This window comes from Planktothricoides raciborskii GIHE-MW2, from assembly GCF_040564635.1.
GTDB classification, from domain to species: Bacteria; Cyanobacteriota; Cyanobacteriia; order Cyanobacteriales; family Laspinemataceae; genus Planktothricoides; species Planktothricoides raciborskii.
Genome location: NZ_CP159837.1, coordinates 2,504,456 through 2,523,625, shown reverse-complemented (window position 1 = coordinate 2,523,625; position 19,170 = coordinate 2,504,456). Strand labels below are relative to the sequence as shown.

The following is a 19,170-nucleotide window of genomic DNA, read 5'->3' as shown; positions in this document are numbered from 1 at the left end:
CCCGAATACATCGTTATCCTGGGGACTAAATCCTGGGGACTAATTAATAACTCTGTCCCGCACGGCGAGCCAGAGATAAAACACGCGGACGAGCCCTGCCTGTCAGTCCAAAATTTAACCCGTAACGGAATATTTCCGGCATATAATAATCATCTTCTTCTTGAATCAATACGCCATTATCTAATAAGGTTTTAATTTCCTCAATCGATAACTGAGCAGCTTCGCGGGTAAAAGGAATTTTCCGATTAGCCTCTGCCAAGTCCCGTAATTTAGTAAAAATATTTTTTAAGGCAGTATTTTCTATCTCAATTTCTTCGATTTTCCGCTGACTACATTCCGGTAAAGCATCCCGAATTGCTTTAGGAATGAGAATTCGATCCTGCCACCGATTATCATTCATAGATTTATCGGCGGCTATCTTTAAAAATCTGACCAAATCTCGCGATTGAATTTGACCATTGAAATCAGAAAGAGCAGCCAGGACAAATTGCACAGAACGAGCGTCTTTAGATTTTTCACCCCCCAATTTTTTCCCCCACAGTGGGACTAAAGTATCGGTGATTTCCTCCTCACTCATATCTTGCAGTTTGTCAAGATTAATGTTAAAATTAGAAATGGCTTTTTTTGTCACCCAAGCCACTAATCTAAGTGCTTCTTCCCGATTCCATTTTAAAGCATAAGGCTGATAACGAGCCATCATCTGAGCGGCATTTTGACGCACCGCCGCCAAGACAATATCTCGCCGGACAAAAATAATTATTCCCCAAGGACGACCGGGCTGTTGTCCTAACCATTCCGGTACTTCTTGAAGTAAAGCCCGTAAAGCTTTTTGTTGATTTTCGTCATTATCAAAGTTCTGAAATAAGTCTTCTAGCCCATCAATGACGACAATAAGCTGCTGTTTTTCTTGAAATAAATGGTCGGCTAATTCTCGCCCAGCCCCGGCTTGCTTAGGTTGAAAACCAACCCCCCAAGCCATGACATCTAGCCAACATTCTCGCCACTGCCCTTCATGGAGGTTTTGGGTCAGATTTTTTCTAATATCATCTCGAATATCGTTAGAGTATTGAGGCCGGTCAAATTTTAATTTTTTAGCATTTTTTTTCTGCACATTCTCAACTATTTTTTTAGCATTATCCTCTAAATTTTTTGAGGCTAACACAGGAGCTATTAAGGCATTATTTTGCACTTTCGCCCCAGTTTCCTGCACAAATTTTTCCCAGTTTTCCCTGCGAACGATTTGCATAAATGTATAAGTTTTTCCTGAACCTTTAGCTCCAACAACTACTGTAATAGGGAGTTGTCTTCGATGGTCTGAACACAATTTTTTTAAAGGAATTGTAGCTAAAAAATTATCGATTTCTGCTGTCTCGGCATAAACTAATTTTTCCGCCAATTCTTTAATCAGTTGTCGTTGGGATTTAAAACTAGAAAGACTTTCTTGGAGCGATTCACCACTTTGACTAGGCAACCAATCCAACAGGGGAATTACTGCATCCACCATCCCCGATCGCTCCAGCTTATTCATCACCTCTTCCCAACTAGGAGGTAAAACCAGCAAACTATCAGCAAAGGGGGTAATTACTCTCAGAATATCCCCATCTTCTCCTAAAAATGGTCTGGCTGCTTCCAGCAGTTTTTGTTCAGGTTCTATGACCAAATCGCTTAATTTTTTATCTTCAGGAACTTGGCTGAAAATTAAGGCGGGTAATGGGTCTTCTTCTCTGGTGGAAGGCGATCGCTCCCCAATCAATTCTAAAACTCTCACCGTTCCGGCGATGGATTGTCCGGTCAAGGTAGTAACAAATATCCGATAAACTCGCGGATCTAAAATTAAACCTGTGGCTAATTCTGAGAGTCCAGCCCGCAAGTCTACTAACACCACATCGACCCCTAGAGATTTTCCCAGACTGGCTAAAATATCGGTCAATAGAAACGCATTTTGAGAACCTTGGATCAGATGTTCTGGTCTAATTTCTAACGAGCTAAATCCTGAAGTAGACCGAAATGAGGGCAGGATAAATATCCCGTCAATGAATGCATCTTGCAGGCGATCGCTCACTAATTGTATGGCGGTTTCAGCATGGGGAGATGGATCGCCATGAACCAGGGCTAAAAAGTCCGCAAAAGAAACCGGGGGATTGGGCAATCTTCGCTCAAATAACCAACTAATTCCCGGTGCTTCTAAATCCCCATCAACTAACAGAACTTTTTGTTTTTTCGCGGTTAAAGCTTTTGCTAAAGCGATCGCATGAGTAGTCCGTCCCACCCCACCTTTAAAAGAATGAAATGCCACCACTGGGGGAAAATCTAATGGCATAATAGCCGGAGGTTCGATATTTTCACTGGGAGGCCAAAGCACACCCGGTCTGGATAAACTGGGAGTAAGTCTAGGAGTTGGGGGGGCTTCCTCGGTTTCCTCCAAAAAAATCGACAAAATCCGTTGATTATCAGCAACACTTTCTAAAATAATATAACTATCTAGACTGTCCGACTGAGACTTATTTCGGAAGCGAGGATCGTAGATTTCACTCAGCCAATTTTGGGCTTCTGCTTGAGTTCCCGGACGAATTCCCATCGTTAACCCGTCCCAGTAGGTTCGCGCCCAAACCAACCAGTTTGGCCAGTCATTTTGCTTTTGTTTCCGCAGTAAAACTTCTTCTACGTCAACCCAAGTATAAAGACGAATATCTGATGGAATCATCGGTTGATGTTCTCCTTAATCCAATTACAAATACTGTTTAACCACTCGACTAAAACTTTTTCATCTTCACCTTTGAGGCGAATGTTATATCGCCACGCTTGATGAGCCTTTTCTATGTTTAAACTGAAACCCCCTTTTTCCAGATGAAAATCGGGAGTTGCGCTCACTTGGCTGGCGGAAATTTTCAGTTCTTTGACCCATCTATCTAGATTATGACCATCTTTAGATAAAAGGGTTCGGTCGGGAATCTGTTCAGTGGTTTGCAACTTGTTTTGTTTCAGCCAAATACTCTTGAGGCCACATTCAACGGCATAGAATAGGAGTAAATAAGCCGAAATCTGTTTAATTTGTTCAGCAGCAGCCGATTGACTATGAGCATGAAAAGCTTGCCTTAACTCGCTCACCCCGACATGAATTTTCTTAGAACCGAAGTTGCCTTTCTGACTTCTCAGTTGGACGATCTGTTTTTGAAGTTGGGATAAGTAGGCAATCGCCTCTGGTTCTTTTGCTGGATCGATTAGCGACAGACTATAAGCAAGTAGCTGTTCGATCGCCTGACTACTGGTCTGGTCAAGGTTGAGTTTATCAAACTGTATATTAAGCAGGGACTCTGACATTTTTCATTTGACTTTATTTTCCGCCAACTCGTTTAAGTTTATCATTTTTGATGGGACTGGTTTTTGATAGGACTGGTCAGGAATGGGTTCTCGCACGGAACAACACCCTACGGGCGTTCCCGGCGTCTAACCCCCCCAACCCCCCCTTCAAAGGCAACAACAGAATAATCAGCCGAAAATCAGGGAGAACTGCGAGTAATGACGGATAAAAGTAACCGAAAAAGTGACCGAATGTATGGCCAAGTTTATTTGGTAGGTGCCGGACTGGGAAACATTGCTTACCTAACTCGACGGGCTGAGGAATTGCTCAAACAGGCCGAAGTGATTATTTATGATGCTCTGGTAGACGAACAAATTTTGCAATTTGCCCCGGCAAATTGTCAACTTTTCCATGTGGGAAAACGCGGTGGACAAGCGAGTTGGCTACAAACAGACATCAATAGATTACTCGTGTCAGAATGTCAGGCGGGAAAACAGGTAGTCCGCCTCAAAGGGGGAGATCCGTTTATTTTTGGTCGTTGTACGGCGGAAATTATGGCCTTACAGGAAGCGGGTTGCTGCTTTGAAGTGGTGCCGGGAATTTCTTCCGCTTTAGCCGCCCCAGAATTAGCTGCCATTCCTTTAACGGATCCGGTTCTGAGTCGCAGTTTTACCGTATTGACTGGTCACGAACCCGCCGATTTAAATTGGGAAATCTTTTCTCAGCTAGAAACTTTGGTGATCTTAATGGGAACCCAACAATTACCGGAAATTATCCACCAATTACTCCGGCACGATCGCAGCCCCAAAACTCCCATTGCCATTATTCAGGCTGGGGGCACTCCCAAACAAACTGTATGGACGGGTACTTTAGGAGATATTCTAGAAACAACTCGCGGTTTGTCCCTTTCTCCCGCAGTCATTGCGATCGGCGAAGTGGTGGGGCTGCGAGATTATTTGTGTCCACCGGGTAGCCCGGGCTTCCTAAATAAATTTGCCATGTCCGATCAGTCTCTCCCTCTTGCCGGAATCACTATTTTAATCACTCGTGCTGCCGGACAAAATAATGAATTTCGCGATCGCCTAGAAGAATTCGGGGCGATCGTCGCCGAAATGCCTGCCCTAGAAATTGGTCCACCGTCCAGTTGGCAAGAACTAGATCGGGCGATCGCCAACCTAGACAGCTACCACTGGTTAATCCTCACCTCCACCAATGGCGTAGACTATTTCTTTGACAGACTACTGACCCAAGGCAAAGATACTCGTCACTTAGCCGGAATTAAAATAGCCGTCGTTGGCAAAAAAACCGCCGCCAGTCTGAAACAAAGGGGTTTGCAAGCAGATTTTATTCCCCCCAACTTTGTTGCCGACTCCTTAGTCGCAGAATTTCCCGAATCGGTTGCTGGCAAAAATATCTTATTTCCCCGCGTCGAAACCGGGGGACGAGAAGTGCTCGTGGCCGAATTTACTGCTGCTGGTGCCAACGTCACCGAAGTCGCCGCCTATCAGTCCGGTTGTCCCAAAAAAATAGACCCTGCCGTTGCTAACTTACTGTTACAACGCCAGGTAGATGTAATTACTTTTGCCAGTTCCAAAACCGTACAATATTTCTGTCAGCTATTAACCCAAGAACTAGCATCTAATCAAAACTTGAATCAAGACCAGCAAACCGATTACCCACAAACCAAAAAAGACCAAAACCTGGACAATTTGTTATCAGATGTATTATCTAATGTTTACTTTGCCTCTATTGGCCCGCAAACTTCTCAAACCTGTATCAAACTGCTGGGCAGAGTAGACATAGAGGCGGAAGAATACACCCTAGACGGGCTAACCCAAACCATTGTCAAATGGGCATCTCACCGCGACAAACAGATTAATTAAGAATCTGAATCCAACCTCGACGCACACTATGCATAATTCTCCTAACAATTCGTTCATCATCTTGAGGCAACGAAGCTTGTGCCAACTGATTAAGTTGCTGCCAGTCTTGAACCGTCATTTGTTGAGTCAGGGAAGTATCGATAAAAATCTGCTCAATTTTAGCGCTAAATGACTTGATAGACATAATCTTTCCTCGCTGTTTCTCGTTGTTTATCGGTATAATTCTCAAAAAAATCCATCAAAGAGGAAAAAGCTGTTGTGAGAAATCACCAACTTAATTCAAGTCGGTTGAATCATTGGATCTTGGATTACTTTAGGCTTTGCCTAAATATCCTGAAGCGTTTCCTGAAGCGTGATCCTTGGTACTCATTAAGAGAAAACGTTAATCCAGCCGCGACGAACACTATGGCGAATTCTCTTAATCATTAGTTCATCTTCTGCGGAAAGGTTGCTGCCAGAGAGAGTATTGATTTTTTCCCAGTCAATCCGGTTAATTTGATGAGAAATAGAACCTTTAATAAATAAATCTTGGATATTAGTGAATTGCATATTCCGTCTCCTGAACTGTTCCATATATACATACTGCATCTTCTTCTTTTGAAGTGCATCAGTAATGTTGCGAGTTTTTGTTCAGTATATTCCCGGATCTTTTTTTCTGCGTATATTCACCGATGTTTTATCCGTGTTTTTACGGATATTATACCGATATGGTTGGCATATACTGAGGCGGCTATGCCAATCACCAAAAGGATTTCAGTTCTAGAGTAGGTTTTGGGAGATTCTAAAAAAAATAGAAAATTTAGGAACTCAGGAGAATGTATTTTAATATACATTCTCCTTCACTATACATATTTTTTCTATTTACGTCTAGGTATAAATCTAAAAATTTTTGTTGACCCTTGGGTGTAGGGTGTAGGGGCTTTCGGAGCTTTCGGAACCCGCCACCGCCGTCGGCAGAGGAGATGAGGAGATGAGGAGATGAGGAGATGAGGAGATGAGGAGATGAGGAGATGAGGAGAGAGTGAATAGTGAATAGTAAATAGTAAATAGTAAATAGTAAATAGTAAATAGTAAATAGTAAATAGTGATAATTCTTTTGTACGGGCGTCCTTGCGAAGCCCATGCCGTCAGGCTATATGGCCAGAAAGCCCCTACGACTTTTCAATGCATCACTTTTAACTTTTCACTTGTACGGGCGTCCTTGCGAAGCATAATCCGTCAGGCTATATGGCCAGAAAGCCCCTACGAATGCATCACTTTTAACTTTTCACTTTCCCCTGCACCAGAAGCACCCCTGCTCCGAAAGCTCCCCCGCACCAGAAGCACCCTACACCCCGTTCCCAAATAACAAGTAATGATCTGTGATAGAAATCACTCAACTTGGTGGATGTGGTTACAGTTTGGTACTGGTTTAATCACGAATCATCGCCGAGATTATCACCACAAGTGATTAGCGCGATCGCAGTCCCGAAAAAAATATCTTGGTATTCTGTAGGTATCAAACAAATATCAACTGAAATACCAGAGAATTGTCGCCATGATTTCTAATTTATTAAACCAAGCCAATAGATTCTTTAGATACAGCGAAGCAAATTCGCCTCAATATTATGCTTTTAATTTCAATAAAATTGCTCTTGGTATATCAATATTAATGTATGGCTTCAGCTTAGTATATCTTTTGACCTTATTAGGGAAAGATATCCCAGGTCATATTTCTGAACCAGCGACCAATAATTTTTTAATTAATCGGTCGATGAGTGGTTGGAAATGTGATATTTTTTAGTTTCCTGAAAAAGATAATTAAACCAAATAATTTAACGACCTATTCTGGTCATATAAAAAAATTTTTTTTGATTCAAACCCCCACATTAACCGAAATCGCGATCGGGGCGTGGGGCGATTCCATTTTTTTATATTTTCAACAAAAATAAATGAAGTTAAATGAAAAAATTCAAATAAAATATATCATATTGAGTAAAATTGATTAAAAATGTAACCATTGGTTTTTTTCTCGCTTATGCCAGTCATCAAACTGTCACAGAGTGAAATTTTTTCATTCAGAGAGTGGCGATCATTAAATTGACTGTAAAAATTGACTCGAAAAAAGTTAGCAAAAAACGGTGAAATCTATGTATTTAAATGTTTTTGCCAGTTTTACTGTGGGATTGGTAGTGTTAGTGCTGGGGACATTTGGCTTGTTGCAATGGCTAGATGTTAGTGCGGGCACTTTTTTAGATTGGGTGATTGGTGGGGCAACGTTTTGGTGGTTAATGGTGATTGTAACGGTGCCTTGGAATATTTATTTTCAAGCGAAGCAAGTTTTAGCGGAAGCGGAACAGTCTCAGGAGAAAAGTCAGGATAAAAGTATTCCGATCGATCAGAAAAAACTGAATTATGTGCAAACTTTAGCCCAGCGATCGCTGCCTTTAGCAATTTTGCTGCATATCCTCTCTGCGATCGCCCTTTATACTTTGGCGATTACCGGCATTAGTGCCGTCGGGTATGTCGGGTCTGGGGCGGCTTTATTATTAACGGTATTACGGCCAGCAATCCGGGCTTATGAGTATATTTTAGTCCGCCTAGGGATGGTCAGACAAGAGTTTCTTTATCCCCGTGAAGATGTGTGGGAATTGCGCGGCAGAGTCGATTCCCTGGAAGCAAATCTAAATGCAATTCAACAAGAATTTAACTTAGAAAATCCCCAAGCTTTAGCGGTAAAGCAAAACCGCAATTTTGAGGCCATTCGCCATGATTTAACCCAGCTTGCAGCGGCGATGGAATCCCTCAAAAGTACCAATCAAGCGCAGCATGAACAGTTAGCCAAAGAGTCTCAAAATGCGATCGCGCAAATTACCGAAGATGGGGAATTTCTCAACCATGTCCGGGAAATTATTCGCTTTTTCAAGAAAGCTTGATTACAAACCAGAAACCCGGTAACTTCGGCGAAACCGGGTTTCTCTGGTTTCTGAGGCTAAGTGGTACATTCTCCCACAAGCTACTTGACAGTCTGGGTTTAATTGAGTATCAAATGAGTAGGGTATCAAATGAGTAGGGTTCGACCCAAGGGTAGTGGTATAACTGCCGAACTAAACCGCACCAAATTTAAGGTAGCGGTTTCGCTTTTTTTAACAGGAGTTATCGAAAAAACCAACCAACAACCCCCCAACCCCCTTCAAAGGGGGGCAACCAAACAACCCCCCAACCCCCTTCAAAGAGGGGCAACCAAAGAATCCCTACCCAACAACCAACAAATAACAAACTATGCAAGGACTCTGGTTAGAAAATCAAACATTAGAACTGCGGCAAAATCTGCCAATTCCTGAACCTGCACCGGGAGAAGCTTTAGTGCGGGTTTTGCGGGCAGGTATTTGCAATACGGATTTGGAATTGGTCAGAGGCTATTATCCTTACAATGGCATTTTGGGCCACGAATTTGTTGGGGTGGTGGAACAAGGGCCGGAAAATTTGATTAATCAGCGGGTGGTGGGCGAAATTAATGCCGCTTGCGGTTGGTGTCGCTTTTGTCAAAAGGGACAACCGACTCACTGTGAAAATCGCACGGTGTTGGGGATTGTGAATCGGAATGGCGCTTTTGCGGATTATCTGGCTTTGCCAGTCAAAAATTTGCACCGAGTACCGGATAACATTTCCACAGATGTGGCGACTTTTACGGAACCTGTGGCTGCCGCGTTGGAAATTCAGCAGCAAGTGGAGATTAAACCCGGCGATCGCGTGTTGGTGGTCGGGGATGGCAAGTTGGGTCAGTTGGTGGCGCAAACCTTGGCGTTGACTGCTTGCGACTTATTGGCGATCGGGCGTCATGGTGAGAAATTGGCCAACCTGGAAGCGGAAGGAATTCAAACCGGATTTGCGGATTTGGTCAAAGATAGAAGTTTTGATATTGCGGTGGAATGTACTGGCAACCCGGAAGGATTCGCGATCGCCCGTCGCGCTTTACGTCCCAGGGGCACGTTGGTGCTGAAAAGTACCTATAAGGGCAATCTCACCTTTGATGCTTCGGGGTTAGTGGTGGATGAAATTACCCTAATTGGTTCTCGTTGTGGCCCTTTTCCCCAAGCCCTAGAAATCTTATCTAAAAATAAAATTAATGTTCAGCCGTTGATTCAAGCCCGTTATCCCTTAAAAGAAGCGATCGCTGCCTTTAAACACGCCCAAACACGGGGAGTGCTTAAAGTTTTGCTGGATATTAGGGAATTGCAAGGAACCTGAATGGGACAGGAATCCCTAACCAACAAAAATAGGATCCATTTGGTTTAAGGATTAGCGGTGACAAAAGTAGCGTTAATTTGAGGAATGGGAATTACGGAAAGAATTGTTCCGGTGGCATATACCAAGGCTACAGTACCATTAGGGTAAAAATCTACTCGACAGGAATAATAAGTGCTATTCCAATACTGTTGAATAACCCCCAACTATTGTGGTGAAAGTTGCTCAAACATAGAGAGCAAGGGGGGTTAGAAACCGGGTTTCTATGTAAGGGCCGGTGGAGTGGCAAGGGTTAACTTAAGAAACCCGGTTTCTTGTCCCTGGGGCTAGAAGCCGGGAGAGGTTAGAAACCGGGTTTCTTGTCCCTGGGGCGGTGGGAAGCCGGGAGAGGTTAGAAACCGGGTTTCTTGTCCCTGGGGCGGTGGGAAGCCGGGAGAGGTTAGAAACCGGGTTTCTTGTCCCTGGGGCGGTGGGAAGCCGGGAGAGGTTAGAAACCGGGTTTCTATGTAAGGGCCTGTGGGGTGGCAAAGGTTAACTTAAGAAACCCGGTTTCTTGTCCCTTCTATGCTACTCTAGACCATGTAGCAAAGCCGATCTAAACCAGCCCGGATTCTCACTCCCATGACCCAAATCTGGCAACCCGTCATCTGGCAACCCAACCAGCAACTAGACAAAGGCAAATACACCATCACCGGCATCCTCGGTGGCGGTGGCTTCGGCAGCACCTACACCGCTAAAGACAAAAGCGGCAAAACCTTCGCCATCAAAACCCTCAACACCCAACAACAAACCAACAAAACCATCCCCGAATTTACCAGCCTCCAGGTCAATTTTGTCAACGAAGCATTACGGCTGGCAAGATGTCATCATCCCCACATTGTCCAAGTGTATGAAGTGGTCGAACATCAAGGACTCATGGGCATGGTCATGGAATATATCCAAGGGCAGAACTTAGCGGAACTGCTAGAAGACAATGGCCCCATGTCCCAACAGCAAGCCCTGAAAATTATGGAGCAAATTGGGGCGGCTTTAACTTTGGTACATAGCCAAGAATTATTACACCGGGACATTAAACCCCAAAATATAATGTTGCGCCGTAGTGATAGTAGCGCGGTGTTAATTGACTTTGGGTTAGCCAGACAGTTTGCCTACGGACAAACCGGCACCATGACCAACTCCAGAACCGAGTGTTATGCTCCCATTGAGCAATATAAACGGCAAGGAAAATTCGGTCCCTATACTGATGTCTATGCTTTGGCCGCTACTCTATATTATTTACGGACGGGAAAAAATCCGATACCGGCTAATTATCAAGATGAGTTGAAAATCCCCCTGCCGGAACCGAAACAGCATAATTCGCAAATCCCAGCCGGGGAAAATGCCGCCATCCTCAAAGGCTTGGAGTTAGAAGCAGCAAAACGTCCTCAGTCCGTGGCTGAGTGGTTGAAGTTATTGGAAGACGATTTGAGCTCAGATAAAGGATTGGACTATCATCGCTTGCGAGACTATTTAAAAGCGCAAGAGTGGAAAGCCGCAGACGTGGAAACAGCGCGAGTGATGTTGAAAGTGATGGGCGTAGAAGAAGAAGATTTCTGGCTGAATTTCAGGGATAATCTTCCTGGCATTGACCGGCTCACCGTTTACGAAATATTGGAGTTCAGTCCCGACCAAATAGGGGGACGCAGAGGCTGGGGGGCAAATTCTCATCTGGGCAATTTTCCTTGTACTGACCTGCGAACCATTGACCAATTGTGGGTTAAATACAGCAATGGGCGCTTTGGCTTTTCGGTGCAGAGTCGCATTTATCGAAGTTTGCTTCAAACAGGTAATATAACCGATGAGAAATTCGTCTATCCGAAATGGCAAGAATTTATAAACAGAGTAGGGTGGAGAAAAGGAGAAGAGCGGAGAAAAAGAGAAGAGTGGTTGAATTACAGTGATATTACTTTTGATATGAAAGCCCCTTCCGGTCACCTTCCTCACCTTCCTTTTCTTACTGAGGTCGGTTGGACTTTGCCTACAGGTCAAGGGTTCCCTATCTTATGTCGCGTCGAGACTTGTGGACTTTAACACCTAAAGTAGGTCTGGTAGGGTGCGTTAGGCTCGCCATAAATTGACGGTTGAAACAACTAATCTTTTTCAGGCGGTAATGCACCACTTGCTCATATTGGTGCGTTAGTTACGGCTTGAATAAAACTTGTTGGTTTATACCGAGAAATAACTGCACGCCTAACACATCCTACCACTAAGCGCCCCAGGGACAAGAAACCGGGTTTCTTAAGTCAACCTTTGCCACCCCACCGACCCCTCCATAGAAACCCGGTTTCTAACCGCTTCAGGTGTTGGGACCCTTCGACTTCGGCAAAAAAGAAACCGGGTTTCTATGACATTTGTTCGTTGGTGGCTTTCGATGGTCTAAAGAAACCCGGTTTCTGCGCCCCTGGACAAGAAACCGGGTTTCTTGCGTTAACCTTTGCCACCCCACCGGCCCCTACATAGAAACCCGGTTTCTAACCGCTTCAGGTGTTGGGGCCAATTGACTTCGGCCAACAAGAAACCGGGTTTCTATGACATTTGTGCGTTGGTGGCTTTCGATGGTCTAAAGAAACCCGGTTTCTGGGCCGCAAGAAGAAACCCGGTTTCTGGGCCGCAAGAAGAAACCGGGTTTCTTTGAGAAATGTCTGCCTCCCCACCGGCCCCTCCATAGAAACCCGGTTTCTGGGGTTTTTGGGCTGCTTCGACTTCGGCAAAGAAGAAACCGGGTTTCTATGATGTTTTTTCGTTGGTGGCAAAGATGGTCTAAAGAAACCCGGTTTCTGGGCCGCACCCGGTTTCTGGGCCGCAAGAAGAAACCCGGTTTCTGGGCCGCACCCGGTTTCTGGGGCTACTCTTCAAAAGTTAAATGCTCACTTATATTCTCTATATTTACATCTTCTAAAAAATACCGATAAGCATCCGCTGAAAATAACTCCACTCTATCCAATTTCGGCAAACTACCCCGACGCAAATCAACATATTCTTGATAACTGGAAAACTCCCAATCCTCTGCTTTTTCCACTAAATTCGCCTCAACGGGATTTAAGTGAATATAGCGAGTCAGATTCAATAAATATTCTTCTCGATCTACATGAATTGCCTGAAACCGTCCCTGAAACAGTGACCCAACCCTTTTATACCGTTGATTAATCGCCTTAGCATAAGACAATGTAAATGCCTGCATCAGCTTAGAAAAATACTCATTTTTCAGATACACTAATAAATGATAGTGATTGGGCATCAAACAATACGCAATAATATCCACGCCGCGCTCAATCAGATGGGTTCTTAACTGACGTAAAAAATAAATATAGTTATCTCGTTCAAAGAATATTAGCTGACGGTTATTACCTCGGTTATAAACATGGTAATAATTACCCGCTTGAAAGATAACTTCGCGACGTGGCATATCAGGATTTAGGATAAGAATACCGAGAAAAATTATCGCATCAAACCGGGTTTCTTGTCCCTGGGGCGGTGGGAAGCCGGGAGAGGTTAGAAACCGGGTTTCTATGTAAGGGCCGGTGGGGAGGCAAGGGTTGACTTAAGAAACCCGGTTTCTTGTCCCTTCTATTGAGCAATATAAACGTCAAGGAAAATTTGGCCCATAATTTGGCCCATATACGGATGTCTATGCTTTGGCCGCTACGCTATATAATTTGCGGACGGGGAAAGACCCGATACCCGCTAATTTTCGGGATGAGTTGAAAATTCCCTTACCGGAACCGAAGCAGCTTAATCCGCAAATCCCTGACTGGGAAAATGCCGCCATTCTCAAAGGGTTGGAATTAGAAGCAGCAAAACGTCCCCAGTCCGTCGCTGAGTGGTTAAAGTTATTGGGAACCCCACCCAGCCTCCCCTTAGTCAGGGGAGGTGCCGAAGGCGGAGAGGTGACAACCTCAACCTGTCAAATTTTGAAGGAGAAAATCTTCCCATTGCAGATGTTTTCTGGGATGACGCAGTTGAGTGGTGTGCCCGCCTCTCTAAAAAAATCGGCAAACCCTACCGATTGCCTAGTGAAGCTGAATGAGAAAGCCTAGTTTCTGTGAATCAGCCCTAACCCATAATGCCCCCACTCAAGCGCTTGAGGGCACTTTTCACCGCCTGCGAGTAACGCACTTGACCTGTGAGAATTTGGGCCATGCGCTTAGTGGCGCTAGGATGTTTCACTCCGACTTCGTAGGCAATTTTAGGCATTTTATAAAAAACTTGGGTCAGCCGTTGGGCCCAAATCATTTCTTTGCCCCATTCCTCCTCCATCACTTGAGTGTAACGGGGCAAAGCGTCCAAGTCTCCAGATAAGGCAGAGGCGATCGCCTCTGCTGCTTTCAGACCGCTAAACATAGACGGGCGAATCCCCTCAGCGGTAAACGGATCCACCACACAAGCCGCTTCTCCTGCCAACACTGCATTCTGAGTATGCAGAATTTGAGAACCATTCCAGGCAAAAATCGGATGACCGTAATGTTTAATACTTTTAACTTCCAAATCAAACAGATGGGAATATTCAGCAATACATTCCCTCAAGTTTTGGGACTTTTTCTCCTGACCGCGAAATATTGCTGCACCAATGGAATATCCATCGGCTTTAGGAAAATTCCAAGCATAACCATTCCTAACCATACCAAACTCAAAATGAGCGATATGACCGTTTTTTACTTCTGGCATAGTGGGTTCAATTTCCAAAGCCCCGCAAGCGAATTGTTTGCGGTTTTTGAAACCCAACCATTTTGCCATCATTCCTTTTGAGCCATCGGCAGCAATTAAATAGCGACCAGTAAACACCTCGGCAGCGGTTTTCACCTGCCAAGCATCGGACTTAAATTCTATGCCGGTCACTTCCGTTTTATCCTGCAATTCAGCCCCTTGAACTTGGGCTTTTTGCACTAAGAAATGGTCGAAAATATTGCGCCGTACCATCCAAATTGTTTCTGATTCATCCAAACAAACATCCACCGGATTAGTCATTTTCCATGTATGGCGAATTTGTGTCACTTTTTGGGAAATCGCCGGACTAAAATCAAAATCAAACCATTGAGCAATTTCCGGAGAAACTCCACCGCCACAGGGTTTATATCGAGGTAAAGATTCTTTGTCTAAAATTAAAACTGAATAGCCACGTTTTGCTAGGTGATAACCAGCGGTGCCCCCAGCGGGACCCGCACCGACAATAATACAGTCGAACATCATTTTTTTACCCCTGACTGAATTTTTTGTTGGGTAGGGATTCTTTGGGTAGGGATTATTTGGGTAGGGATTATTTGGGTAGGGATTCTTTGGGTAGGGATTCTTTTGTTGTTTGTTGTTGGTTGTAGTTGTAGGGTGGGCAATATTTTGCCCACCCTACGAATGCGGGAAACGCGATGGAAAGGGTTTAGATGGTGGTAATGTCTTTTTCTTTGATTGCCAAAAGTTCGTCAACTTTGGCAATGTATTTGTCCGTCATTTTTTGAATTTTATCCAGAAGATCGCGGGCTTCATCTTCAGAGATTTCTTTGCTTTTTTCTTGTTTCCGCACTGAGTCTACAGCATCGCGACGGATATTGCGAATGGAGACTTTTTGCTCTTCGGCAAGTTTGCCTGCCAGTTTGACCAATTCTTTACGGCGATCGCTGGTTAATGGCGGAATATTTAAGCGAATCACTGATCCATCATTGTTGGGGGTTAAGCCCAAATCTGACATATTAATCGCTTTTTCCACCATGTTCAAGCTACTGCGATCGTAGGGTTGAATCGTAATCGTGGTGGCATCTGGGGTGTTGATATTTGCTAATTGTTTTAGCGGAGTTTCTGCCCCATAATAATCTACGGTAATCCGATCGAGCAGAGACGCATTTGCCCGTCCGGTGCGAATGGTGTTAAAAGAGCGTTGAGCCGCCTCAATCGCTTTTTTCATGTGACTTTCTACTTCAGACAGTTTCACGCAAACCTCCGACTATGGTTCCAATTTTTTCTCCCATCAAAGCTCGGCGGATGTTATTTTTAACCGAAAGATCAAATACAATGATTGGGATATTATTTTCTTTACACAAGGCGATCGCCGTGCCATCCATTACTCGTAAGTCTTGGGTTAAAACTTCCGAATAAGTCAAGGTTTCATAGCGTCGCGCTTGGGGATTTTGATGAGGATCGCTATCATAAATCCCATCGACTTTAGTGGCTTTAAAGATGACCTCAGCGTCAATTTCCGCCGCCCTGAGCGCAGCGGTGGTATCCGTGGTAAAAAAGGGATTACCGCTGCCTGCTGCAAAAATGACCACTCGTTTTTTTTCTAGATGCCGCATGGCCCGACGACGGATGTAAGGTTCAGCGATTTCCTGCATGGCGATCGCCGTCTGGACTCGCGTCGGAATCTGCATTTGTTCTAAGGCATCTTGTAAAGTCAAAGAATTCATCACTGTGGCAATCATGCCAATATAATCTGCGGTGGCGCGATCCATGCCCGCAGAAGCCCCTTTGACTCCTCGGAATATATTTCCACCACCGACCACGATGGCGACTTCAATGCCCTGGCCGACCACATGGGCGACTTCCTCAGCAATGCCATGAACCACTGATGGATCGATGCCATAAGCTAGATCGCCCATCAACGCTTCACCGCTTAATTTCAGCAAAACCCGCCGATAAACCGTACTCATCGAGTGACTACTTTCTCACTTATTAATTCCCACCCCCATAACATAGCAGTCTGAGAGCATTTTTCGGCGATTAATCCCATCAATCTCTAGGCTTTGATCCTTTTTATTATTAATTGCATATTAGTAATAAAACTATAGCCAAGAGTGGATTCTGCATTTAGGGTGAGCGCCATTTCACCGATGAACCTTTGGTTTCGGTAGAGTTAATCGTAATGGATTCTTTGGCCAGCAGTTGGGCGATCGCCTGCTGTAAATAAGCGGAATCTACCTCATGGGAATTTCCGGGACTATCATCAATTGCCCCGTGATAACGGATCACCCCTTTTTGGTCTAACAGAAAAGATTCGGGGGTTTGGCAGACTTGGAAACTACGGGCGACATCCTGATTGGCATCCCGTAGATAGGGAAAATTAAGTTGATGCTCCGCTGCAAAGCGCTTCATTGCTTCTAAACTATCTTCGGGAGATTCGCTGCCATCGTTGGAATTAATTCCAATTACCAACAAGCCGCGATCGCCGAATTCAGCCTGAAGCTGCTTTAACCGTTCGATATATTGTTGGACATTAGGACATTGATTGGCCAAGAAGACCACGGCCACCGCCAGATCCTCTCGCAAATAACGACCTAAGTGGTGAACTTTACCATCGGTTCCCGGTAATTCAAAATCTGGAGCATGAACACCGATAGAAGTATCGATCTGTTCCATGAAACTTATCTCTAGGTACTATCAACTAAACGATTTCGTCATTATGAGCGCGATCGGGTTTTATGGGATGACTGATCTGCCCAAACCCAAAAGCCTTGCTTATCCCATTAGTTTATTAAAACGGGCAAACATTTGTGAACTCCAAATAAAAAATTTATTTGCCCTAAAATTTATCTGTTGTCTGTTATTTGTCACTTGTTATTTTTTATAATCAATAATCAACAATCAATAATCACCAATCAATAATCAACAATATCTAACTAGGAGACAATTGCTCAAACAAAACGCGATCGCGTCCTTGAGATTTTGCCTGATAAAGAGCTTGATCCGCAGCGGCAACCAGCAATTCTGAGGAAAATTGATTCGTGGGAACAACCGTAGAAACCGTTGAATAACCCCCAAGCTGACAGTGACAGATCCACTGACGCTTGATTTTCGGTGAGCAATTTGCAATTTTTGCCCATGAGTGCGAATGATTTCCCCAACTTCCATTGCTCCAGGGGCGTGAGTATTCGGCAAGATCACCGCAAACTCTTCGCCCCCATATCGAGCTACTAAATCTCCGGCTCGTTTCACACTCTTAACAATAGCTTGGGCGACTTGCGTCTTTTATCTCCAGCTTGATGGCCATAAGTATCATTGTAAGCTTTAAACGAATCCACATGACATAAAATTAAAGATAAAGGATGTTTTTCCCGCATACAGCGGCGCAATTCATTTTGCAAACATTCATCAAATCGCCGTTGATTTGCCACCTGAGTTAAGCCATCTACATTTGCCAGACGCTTTAATTCAGCTTTGATCTGTTTATGTTGACTAATATCGCGGAAATTAATCACAAAAATATCGCATAACTTGATGAATAATCCATGAATAATTACTTTAATTTAGGCGATTTTATTAAGACAATTGTTTAAAAATTTAATTATTTTTAAACAAAAAATAACCAATATTTTTTTGTTATTACCGCAAATTAGGATATCACTTTAATAATCTTTTTCTGGGTAAATTATCTGGGGCTATGCCTAATATTTTGTTGGTCACATGATTGGCCAAAAAACACTCAAGCTGAACAATATCAACAATTTTACCATCGCGATCGCGCACCGCATGAAATGCGGCAATCCCTTCGATGAAACTATTTAAAAAACTGGCTAAAAACGCTCCGCTCTATAATTTGCCAAAGCTTGTTAGTTTTTTTATCGTTCCTTAATTTCTTGCTTTAACTGTTATTTTTGTCTTTGAATCGTTAATTTATTTTCGATTATGACTAAAATTACACATGGAACGGTTTAGTAATAAAATCCGAAGCTCCCACCTCAAAAGCTTTGACTTTATTCAATAACTCATTGATCGCACTTAAAAAATTGCAAGGAACCTTAATGCGACAGGAATCCCTAACCAACAAAAATAGGATCCATTTGGGTTAAGGATTAGCGGTGACAAAAGTAGCGTTAATTTGAAGCCAGGGAATTACTGAGGGAATTGTTTGGGTGGCATATATCAAGCTTACATTGCCATTAAGGTAAAAATCTACTCGACATTGTTGGTAGATTCCGTTCCAAAACCCCCAACAATTTGATAAAATAAATACTACAGGTCTAGCATCCGTTGGCAAGGTAAAAATTATATAATTGGTTCCTGTTGTACGAGTTACCAGTCCATTGATAATAATTAGATTTGAGAATTTATTAATTTTTAACGGCCAATAAGAGCCATAATTTGACCATCCTGTACTAAAAGTAATAGAAATTTCACTTATTCTACCTTCAAATTACTACGTGCCGCAGCAACGGTACTAGGCCCGGTGTCCCCATTCGCGATCGCAGCTATCCCGGTAACATTCCCAGAACTCCCGGAAGTATTCCCAGAAATTTGAGCGCCGGTATGAGTATGCGATGCAGCGGCAGCACCGATCACACCTGGGGTAAGCGGGTCAGTGACCTCGATTGCGTGGTTTGGGGCGTGGGTCTCAGAAGTCTCAATGATTGGTCGCAAGAGAGTACAACGAAGCGCTAGAATTTGGCAGTGCGACCGGAATTTCTGACGAAACCCGCGAGCTTGCCTACATCATCTGCTTGATGCATTCCAGTGAGGCGCGGTTGGAGGAGCGATTGCTAAAGCTACTTGCCGATCCACTTTTTGTCCCCTACCATCGTGTATTTTCTAAATGTATGTTTGGCCATCGGTCGCGGGCTTGGATTTTGATTCGCATTTTCCCTTTTTCTAAATACCTTAAAGATGGGAAACCAATTATTGACTATACGATAGGACAAGAGAAAAAAGACCCGAAGCATCTGACTAAAAAAAATCGCAGCGGCGCTTCCGACAAGCTTTAGGGCTGGGAGAAGTTGTCCGAAAATCAGGCGCGACTGTCAA

Annotated in this window: 18 protein-coding genes and 1 pseudogene; 7 read left to right on the top strand and 12 right to left on the bottom strand. The window is 43.9% G+C overall.

Annotation, left to right across the window (positions count from 1 at the left end; genetic code table 11):
- Window positions 1–43: 43 nt before the first annotated feature.
- Together ABWT76_RS10600 and ABWT76_RS10595 are read right to left on the bottom strand one after the other, a co-directional pair.
- The gene (locus ABWT76_RS10600; protein ID WP_354636054.1) at window positions 44–2,704 is read right to left on the bottom strand and encodes a KGGVGR-motif variant AAA ATPase; all 2,661 of its coding nucleotides are present in this window, start codon (window positions 2,702–2,704) and stop codon (window positions 44–46) included.
- Complete coding sequence (locus tag ABWT76_RS10595) at window positions 2,701–3,321, bottom strand: hypothetical protein (RefSeq protein ID WP_231636927.1); 621 nt, start codon at window positions 3,319–3,321, stop codon at window positions 2,701–2,703. Before ABWT76_RS10595 ends, ABWT76_RS10600 begins: the two co-directional genes overlap by 4 nt.
- A 198-nt stretch (window positions 3,322–3,519) precedes the next feature.
- Here ABWT76_RS10595 and cobA point away from each other — a divergent pair, with 198 nt between their 5' ends.
- Window positions 3,520–5,184, top strand: coding sequence for a uroporphyrinogen-III C-methyltransferase (gene cobA, locus ABWT76_RS10590; RefSeq protein WP_054469373.1), 1,665 nt, complete (start codon window positions 3,520–3,522; stop codon window positions 5,182–5,184).
- Here the strand turns inward: cobA and ABWT76_RS10585 are convergent.
- Both ABWT76_RS10585 and ABWT76_RS10580 read right to left on the bottom strand, forming a co-directional pair.
- Complete coding sequence (locus tag ABWT76_RS10585; protein WP_054469372.1) at window positions 5,177–5,368, bottom strand: hypothetical protein; 192 nt, start codon at window positions 5,366–5,368, stop codon at window positions 5,177–5,179. The two genes, cobA and ABWT76_RS10585, sit on opposite strands and share 8 nt — an antisense overlap.
- Window positions 5,369–5,553: 185 nt before the next feature.
- Window positions 5,554–5,733: a hypothetical protein gene (locus tag ABWT76_RS10580; RefSeq protein WP_054469371.1), complete on the bottom strand. Its 180-nt coding sequence runs from the start codon at window positions 5,731–5,733 to the stop codon at window positions 5,554–5,556.
- A gap of 988 nt (window positions 5,734–6,721) precedes the next feature.
- Here ABWT76_RS10580 and ABWT76_RS10575 point away from each other — a divergent pair.
- The 3 genes from ABWT76_RS10575 to ABWT76_RS10565 all read left to right on the top strand — a co-directional run bounded on the left by ABWT76_RS10575 (window position 6,722) and on the right by ABWT76_RS10565 (window position 9,414).
- Window positions 6,722–6,967: a hypothetical protein gene (locus tag ABWT76_RS10575; RefSeq protein ID WP_054469370.1), complete on the top strand. Its 246-nt coding sequence runs from the start codon at window positions 6,722–6,724 to the stop codon at window positions 6,965–6,967.
- Window positions 6,968–7,313: 346 nt separating this feature from the next.
- Window positions 7,314–8,099 carry a hypothetical protein gene (locus tag ABWT76_RS10570; RefSeq protein WP_054469369.1) on the top strand — a complete coding sequence of 262 codons (786 nt, stop codon included), beginning with the start codon at window positions 7,314–7,316 and terminating at the stop codon, window positions 8,097–8,099.
- A 346-nt stretch (window positions 8,100–8,445) separates the two neighbouring features.
- Window positions 8,446–9,414, top strand: coding sequence for an alcohol dehydrogenase catalytic domain-containing protein (locus ABWT76_RS10565; protein ID WP_054469368.1), 969 nt, complete (start codon window positions 8,446–8,448; stop codon window positions 9,412–9,414).
- 44 nt (window positions 9,415–9,458) lie between these two features.
- Here the strand turns inward: ABWT76_RS10565 and ABWT76_RS10560 are convergent, their stop codons facing one another.
- Complete coding sequence (locus tag ABWT76_RS10560; RefSeq protein ID WP_156332002.1) at window positions 9,459–9,617, bottom strand: hypothetical protein; 159 nt, start codon at window positions 9,615–9,617, stop codon at window positions 9,459–9,461.
- 415 nt (window positions 9,618–10,032) lie between these two features.
- Between ABWT76_RS10560 and ABWT76_RS10555 the strand changes: the two genes are divergently transcribed.
- Entirely contained in the window at window positions 10,033–11,481 is a 1,449-nt protein-coding gene (locus ABWT76_RS10555; RefSeq protein WP_354636053.1) for a serine/threonine-protein kinase, read from the top strand.
- A gap of 814 nt (window positions 11,482–12,295) precedes the next feature.
- On the opposite strand, the gene ABWT76_RS10550 is transcribed toward ABWT76_RS10555, so the two are convergent.
- On the bottom strand, window positions 12,296–12,856 hold the full coding sequence (locus tag ABWT76_RS10550; protein ID WP_354636052.1) for a transposase: 561 nt from the start codon (window positions 12,854–12,856) through the stop codon (window positions 12,296–12,298).
- 498 nt (window positions 12,857–13,354) lie between these two features.
- Between ABWT76_RS10550 and ABWT76_RS30670 the strand changes: the two are divergent.
- Window positions 13,355–13,474, top strand: a pseudogene (locus ABWT76_RS30670) (SUMF1/EgtB/PvdO family nonheme iron enzyme); the annotation flags it as partial.
- Between the two features lie 29 nt (window positions 13,475–13,503).
- Here the strand turns inward: ABWT76_RS30670 and ABWT76_RS10540 are convergent.
- From ABWT76_RS10540 to ABWT76_RS10515, 6 genes are all read right to left on the bottom strand, one after another.
- Complete coding sequence (locus tag ABWT76_RS10540) at window positions 13,504–14,634, bottom strand: geranylgeranyl reductase family protein (protein WP_054470313.1); 1,131 nt, start codon at window positions 14,632–14,634, stop codon at window positions 13,504–13,506.
- Window positions 14,635–14,821: 187 nt separating this feature from the next.
- The gene (gene frr / locus ABWT76_RS10535) at window positions 14,822–15,370 is read right to left on the bottom strand and encodes a ribosome recycling factor (protein WP_054470312.1); all 549 of its coding nucleotides are present in this window, start codon (window positions 15,368–15,370) and stop codon (window positions 14,822–14,824) included.
- Window positions 15,357–16,085: a UMP kinase gene (pyrH, locus tag ABWT76_RS10530; RefSeq protein WP_054470311.1), complete on the bottom strand. Its 729-nt coding sequence runs from the start codon at window positions 16,083–16,085 to the stop codon at window positions 15,357–15,359. The genes frr and pyrH overlap by 14 nt, the downstream gene beginning before the upstream one ends.
- 157 nt (window positions 16,086–16,242) lie before the next feature.
- On the bottom strand, window positions 16,243–16,791 hold the full coding sequence (locus ABWT76_RS10525) for a thioredoxin family protein (RefSeq protein WP_354636050.1): 549 nt from the start codon (window positions 16,789–16,791) through the stop codon (window positions 16,243–16,245).
- A gap of 246 nt (window positions 16,792–17,037) precedes the next feature.
- Window positions 17,038–17,367 (bottom strand): diguanylate cyclase domain-containing protein, encoded by a 330-nt coding sequence (locus ABWT76_RS10520; protein ID WP_054470306.1) that lies wholly within the window; start codon window positions 17,365–17,367, stop codon window positions 17,038–17,040.
- Complete coding sequence (locus tag ABWT76_RS10515; protein ID WP_354636049.1) at window positions 17,364–17,630, bottom strand: diguanylate cyclase domain-containing protein; 267 nt, start codon at window positions 17,628–17,630, stop codon at window positions 17,364–17,366. The genes ABWT76_RS10520 and ABWT76_RS10515 overlap by 4 nt, the downstream gene beginning before the upstream one ends.
- 1,149 nt (window positions 17,631–18,779) lie before the next feature.
- Here ABWT76_RS10515 and ABWT76_RS10510 point away from each other — a divergent pair.
- A complete protein-coding gene (locus tag ABWT76_RS10510) occupies window positions 18,780–19,130 on the top strand; it encodes a hypothetical protein (RefSeq protein WP_054470301.1) in 351 nt (116 codons plus the stop codon).
- Window positions 19,131–19,170 lie beyond the last annotated feature (40 nt).

Bases quoted from the DNA above. Each gene is read 5' to 3' on its own strand.
- cobA (WP_054469373.1), top strand. From the start codon at position 3,520: ATGACGGATAAAAGTAACCGAAAAAGTGACCGAATGTATGGCCAAGTT.
- ABWT76_RS10565 (WP_054469368.1), top strand. From the start codon at position 8,446: ATGCAAGGACTCTGGTTAGAAAATCAAACATTAGAACTGCGGCAAAAT.
- ABWT76_RS10555 (WP_354636053.1), top strand. From the start codon at position 10,033: ATGACCCAAATCTGGCAACCCGTCATCTGGCAACCCAACCAGCAACTA.
- ABWT76_RS10540 (WP_054470313.1), bottom strand. From the start codon at position 14,634: ATGTTCGACTGTATTATTGTCGGTGCGGGTCCCGCTGGGGGCACCGCT.
- ABWT76_RS10580 (WP_054469371.1), bottom strand. From the start codon at position 5,733: ATGCAATTCACTAATATCCAAGATTTATTTATTAAAGGTTCTATTTCT.
- ABWT76_RS10525 (WP_354636050.1), bottom strand. From the start codon at position 16,791: ATGGAACAGATCGATACTTCTATCGGTGTTCATGCTCCAGATTTTGAA.
- ABWT76_RS10595 (WP_231636927.1), bottom strand. From the start codon at position 3,321: ATGTCAGAGTCCCTGCTTAATATACAGTTTGATAAACTCAACCTTGAC.
- ABWT76_RS10585 (WP_054469372.1), bottom strand. From the start codon at position 5,368: ATGTCTATCAAGTCATTTAGCGCTAAAATTGAGCAGATTTTTATCGAT.
- ABWT76_RS10600 (WP_354636054.1), bottom strand. From the start codon at position 2,704: ATGATTCCATCAGATATTCGTCTTTATACTTGGGTTGACGTAGAAGAA.
- pyrH (WP_054470311.1), bottom strand. From the start codon at position 16,085: ATGAGTACGGTTTATCGGCGGGTTTTGCTGAAATTAAGCGGTGAAGCG.
- ABWT76_RS10550 (WP_354636052.1), bottom strand. From the start codon at position 12,856: ATGCCACGTCGCGAAGTTATCTTTCAAGCGGGTAATTATTACCATGTT.
- ABWT76_RS10570 (WP_054469369.1), top strand. From the start codon at position 7,314: ATGTATTTAAATGTTTTTGCCAGTTTTACTGTGGGATTGGTAGTGTTA.
- ABWT76_RS10575 (WP_054469370.1), top strand. From the start codon at position 6,722: ATGATTTCTAATTTATTAAACCAAGCCAATAGATTCTTTAGATACAGC.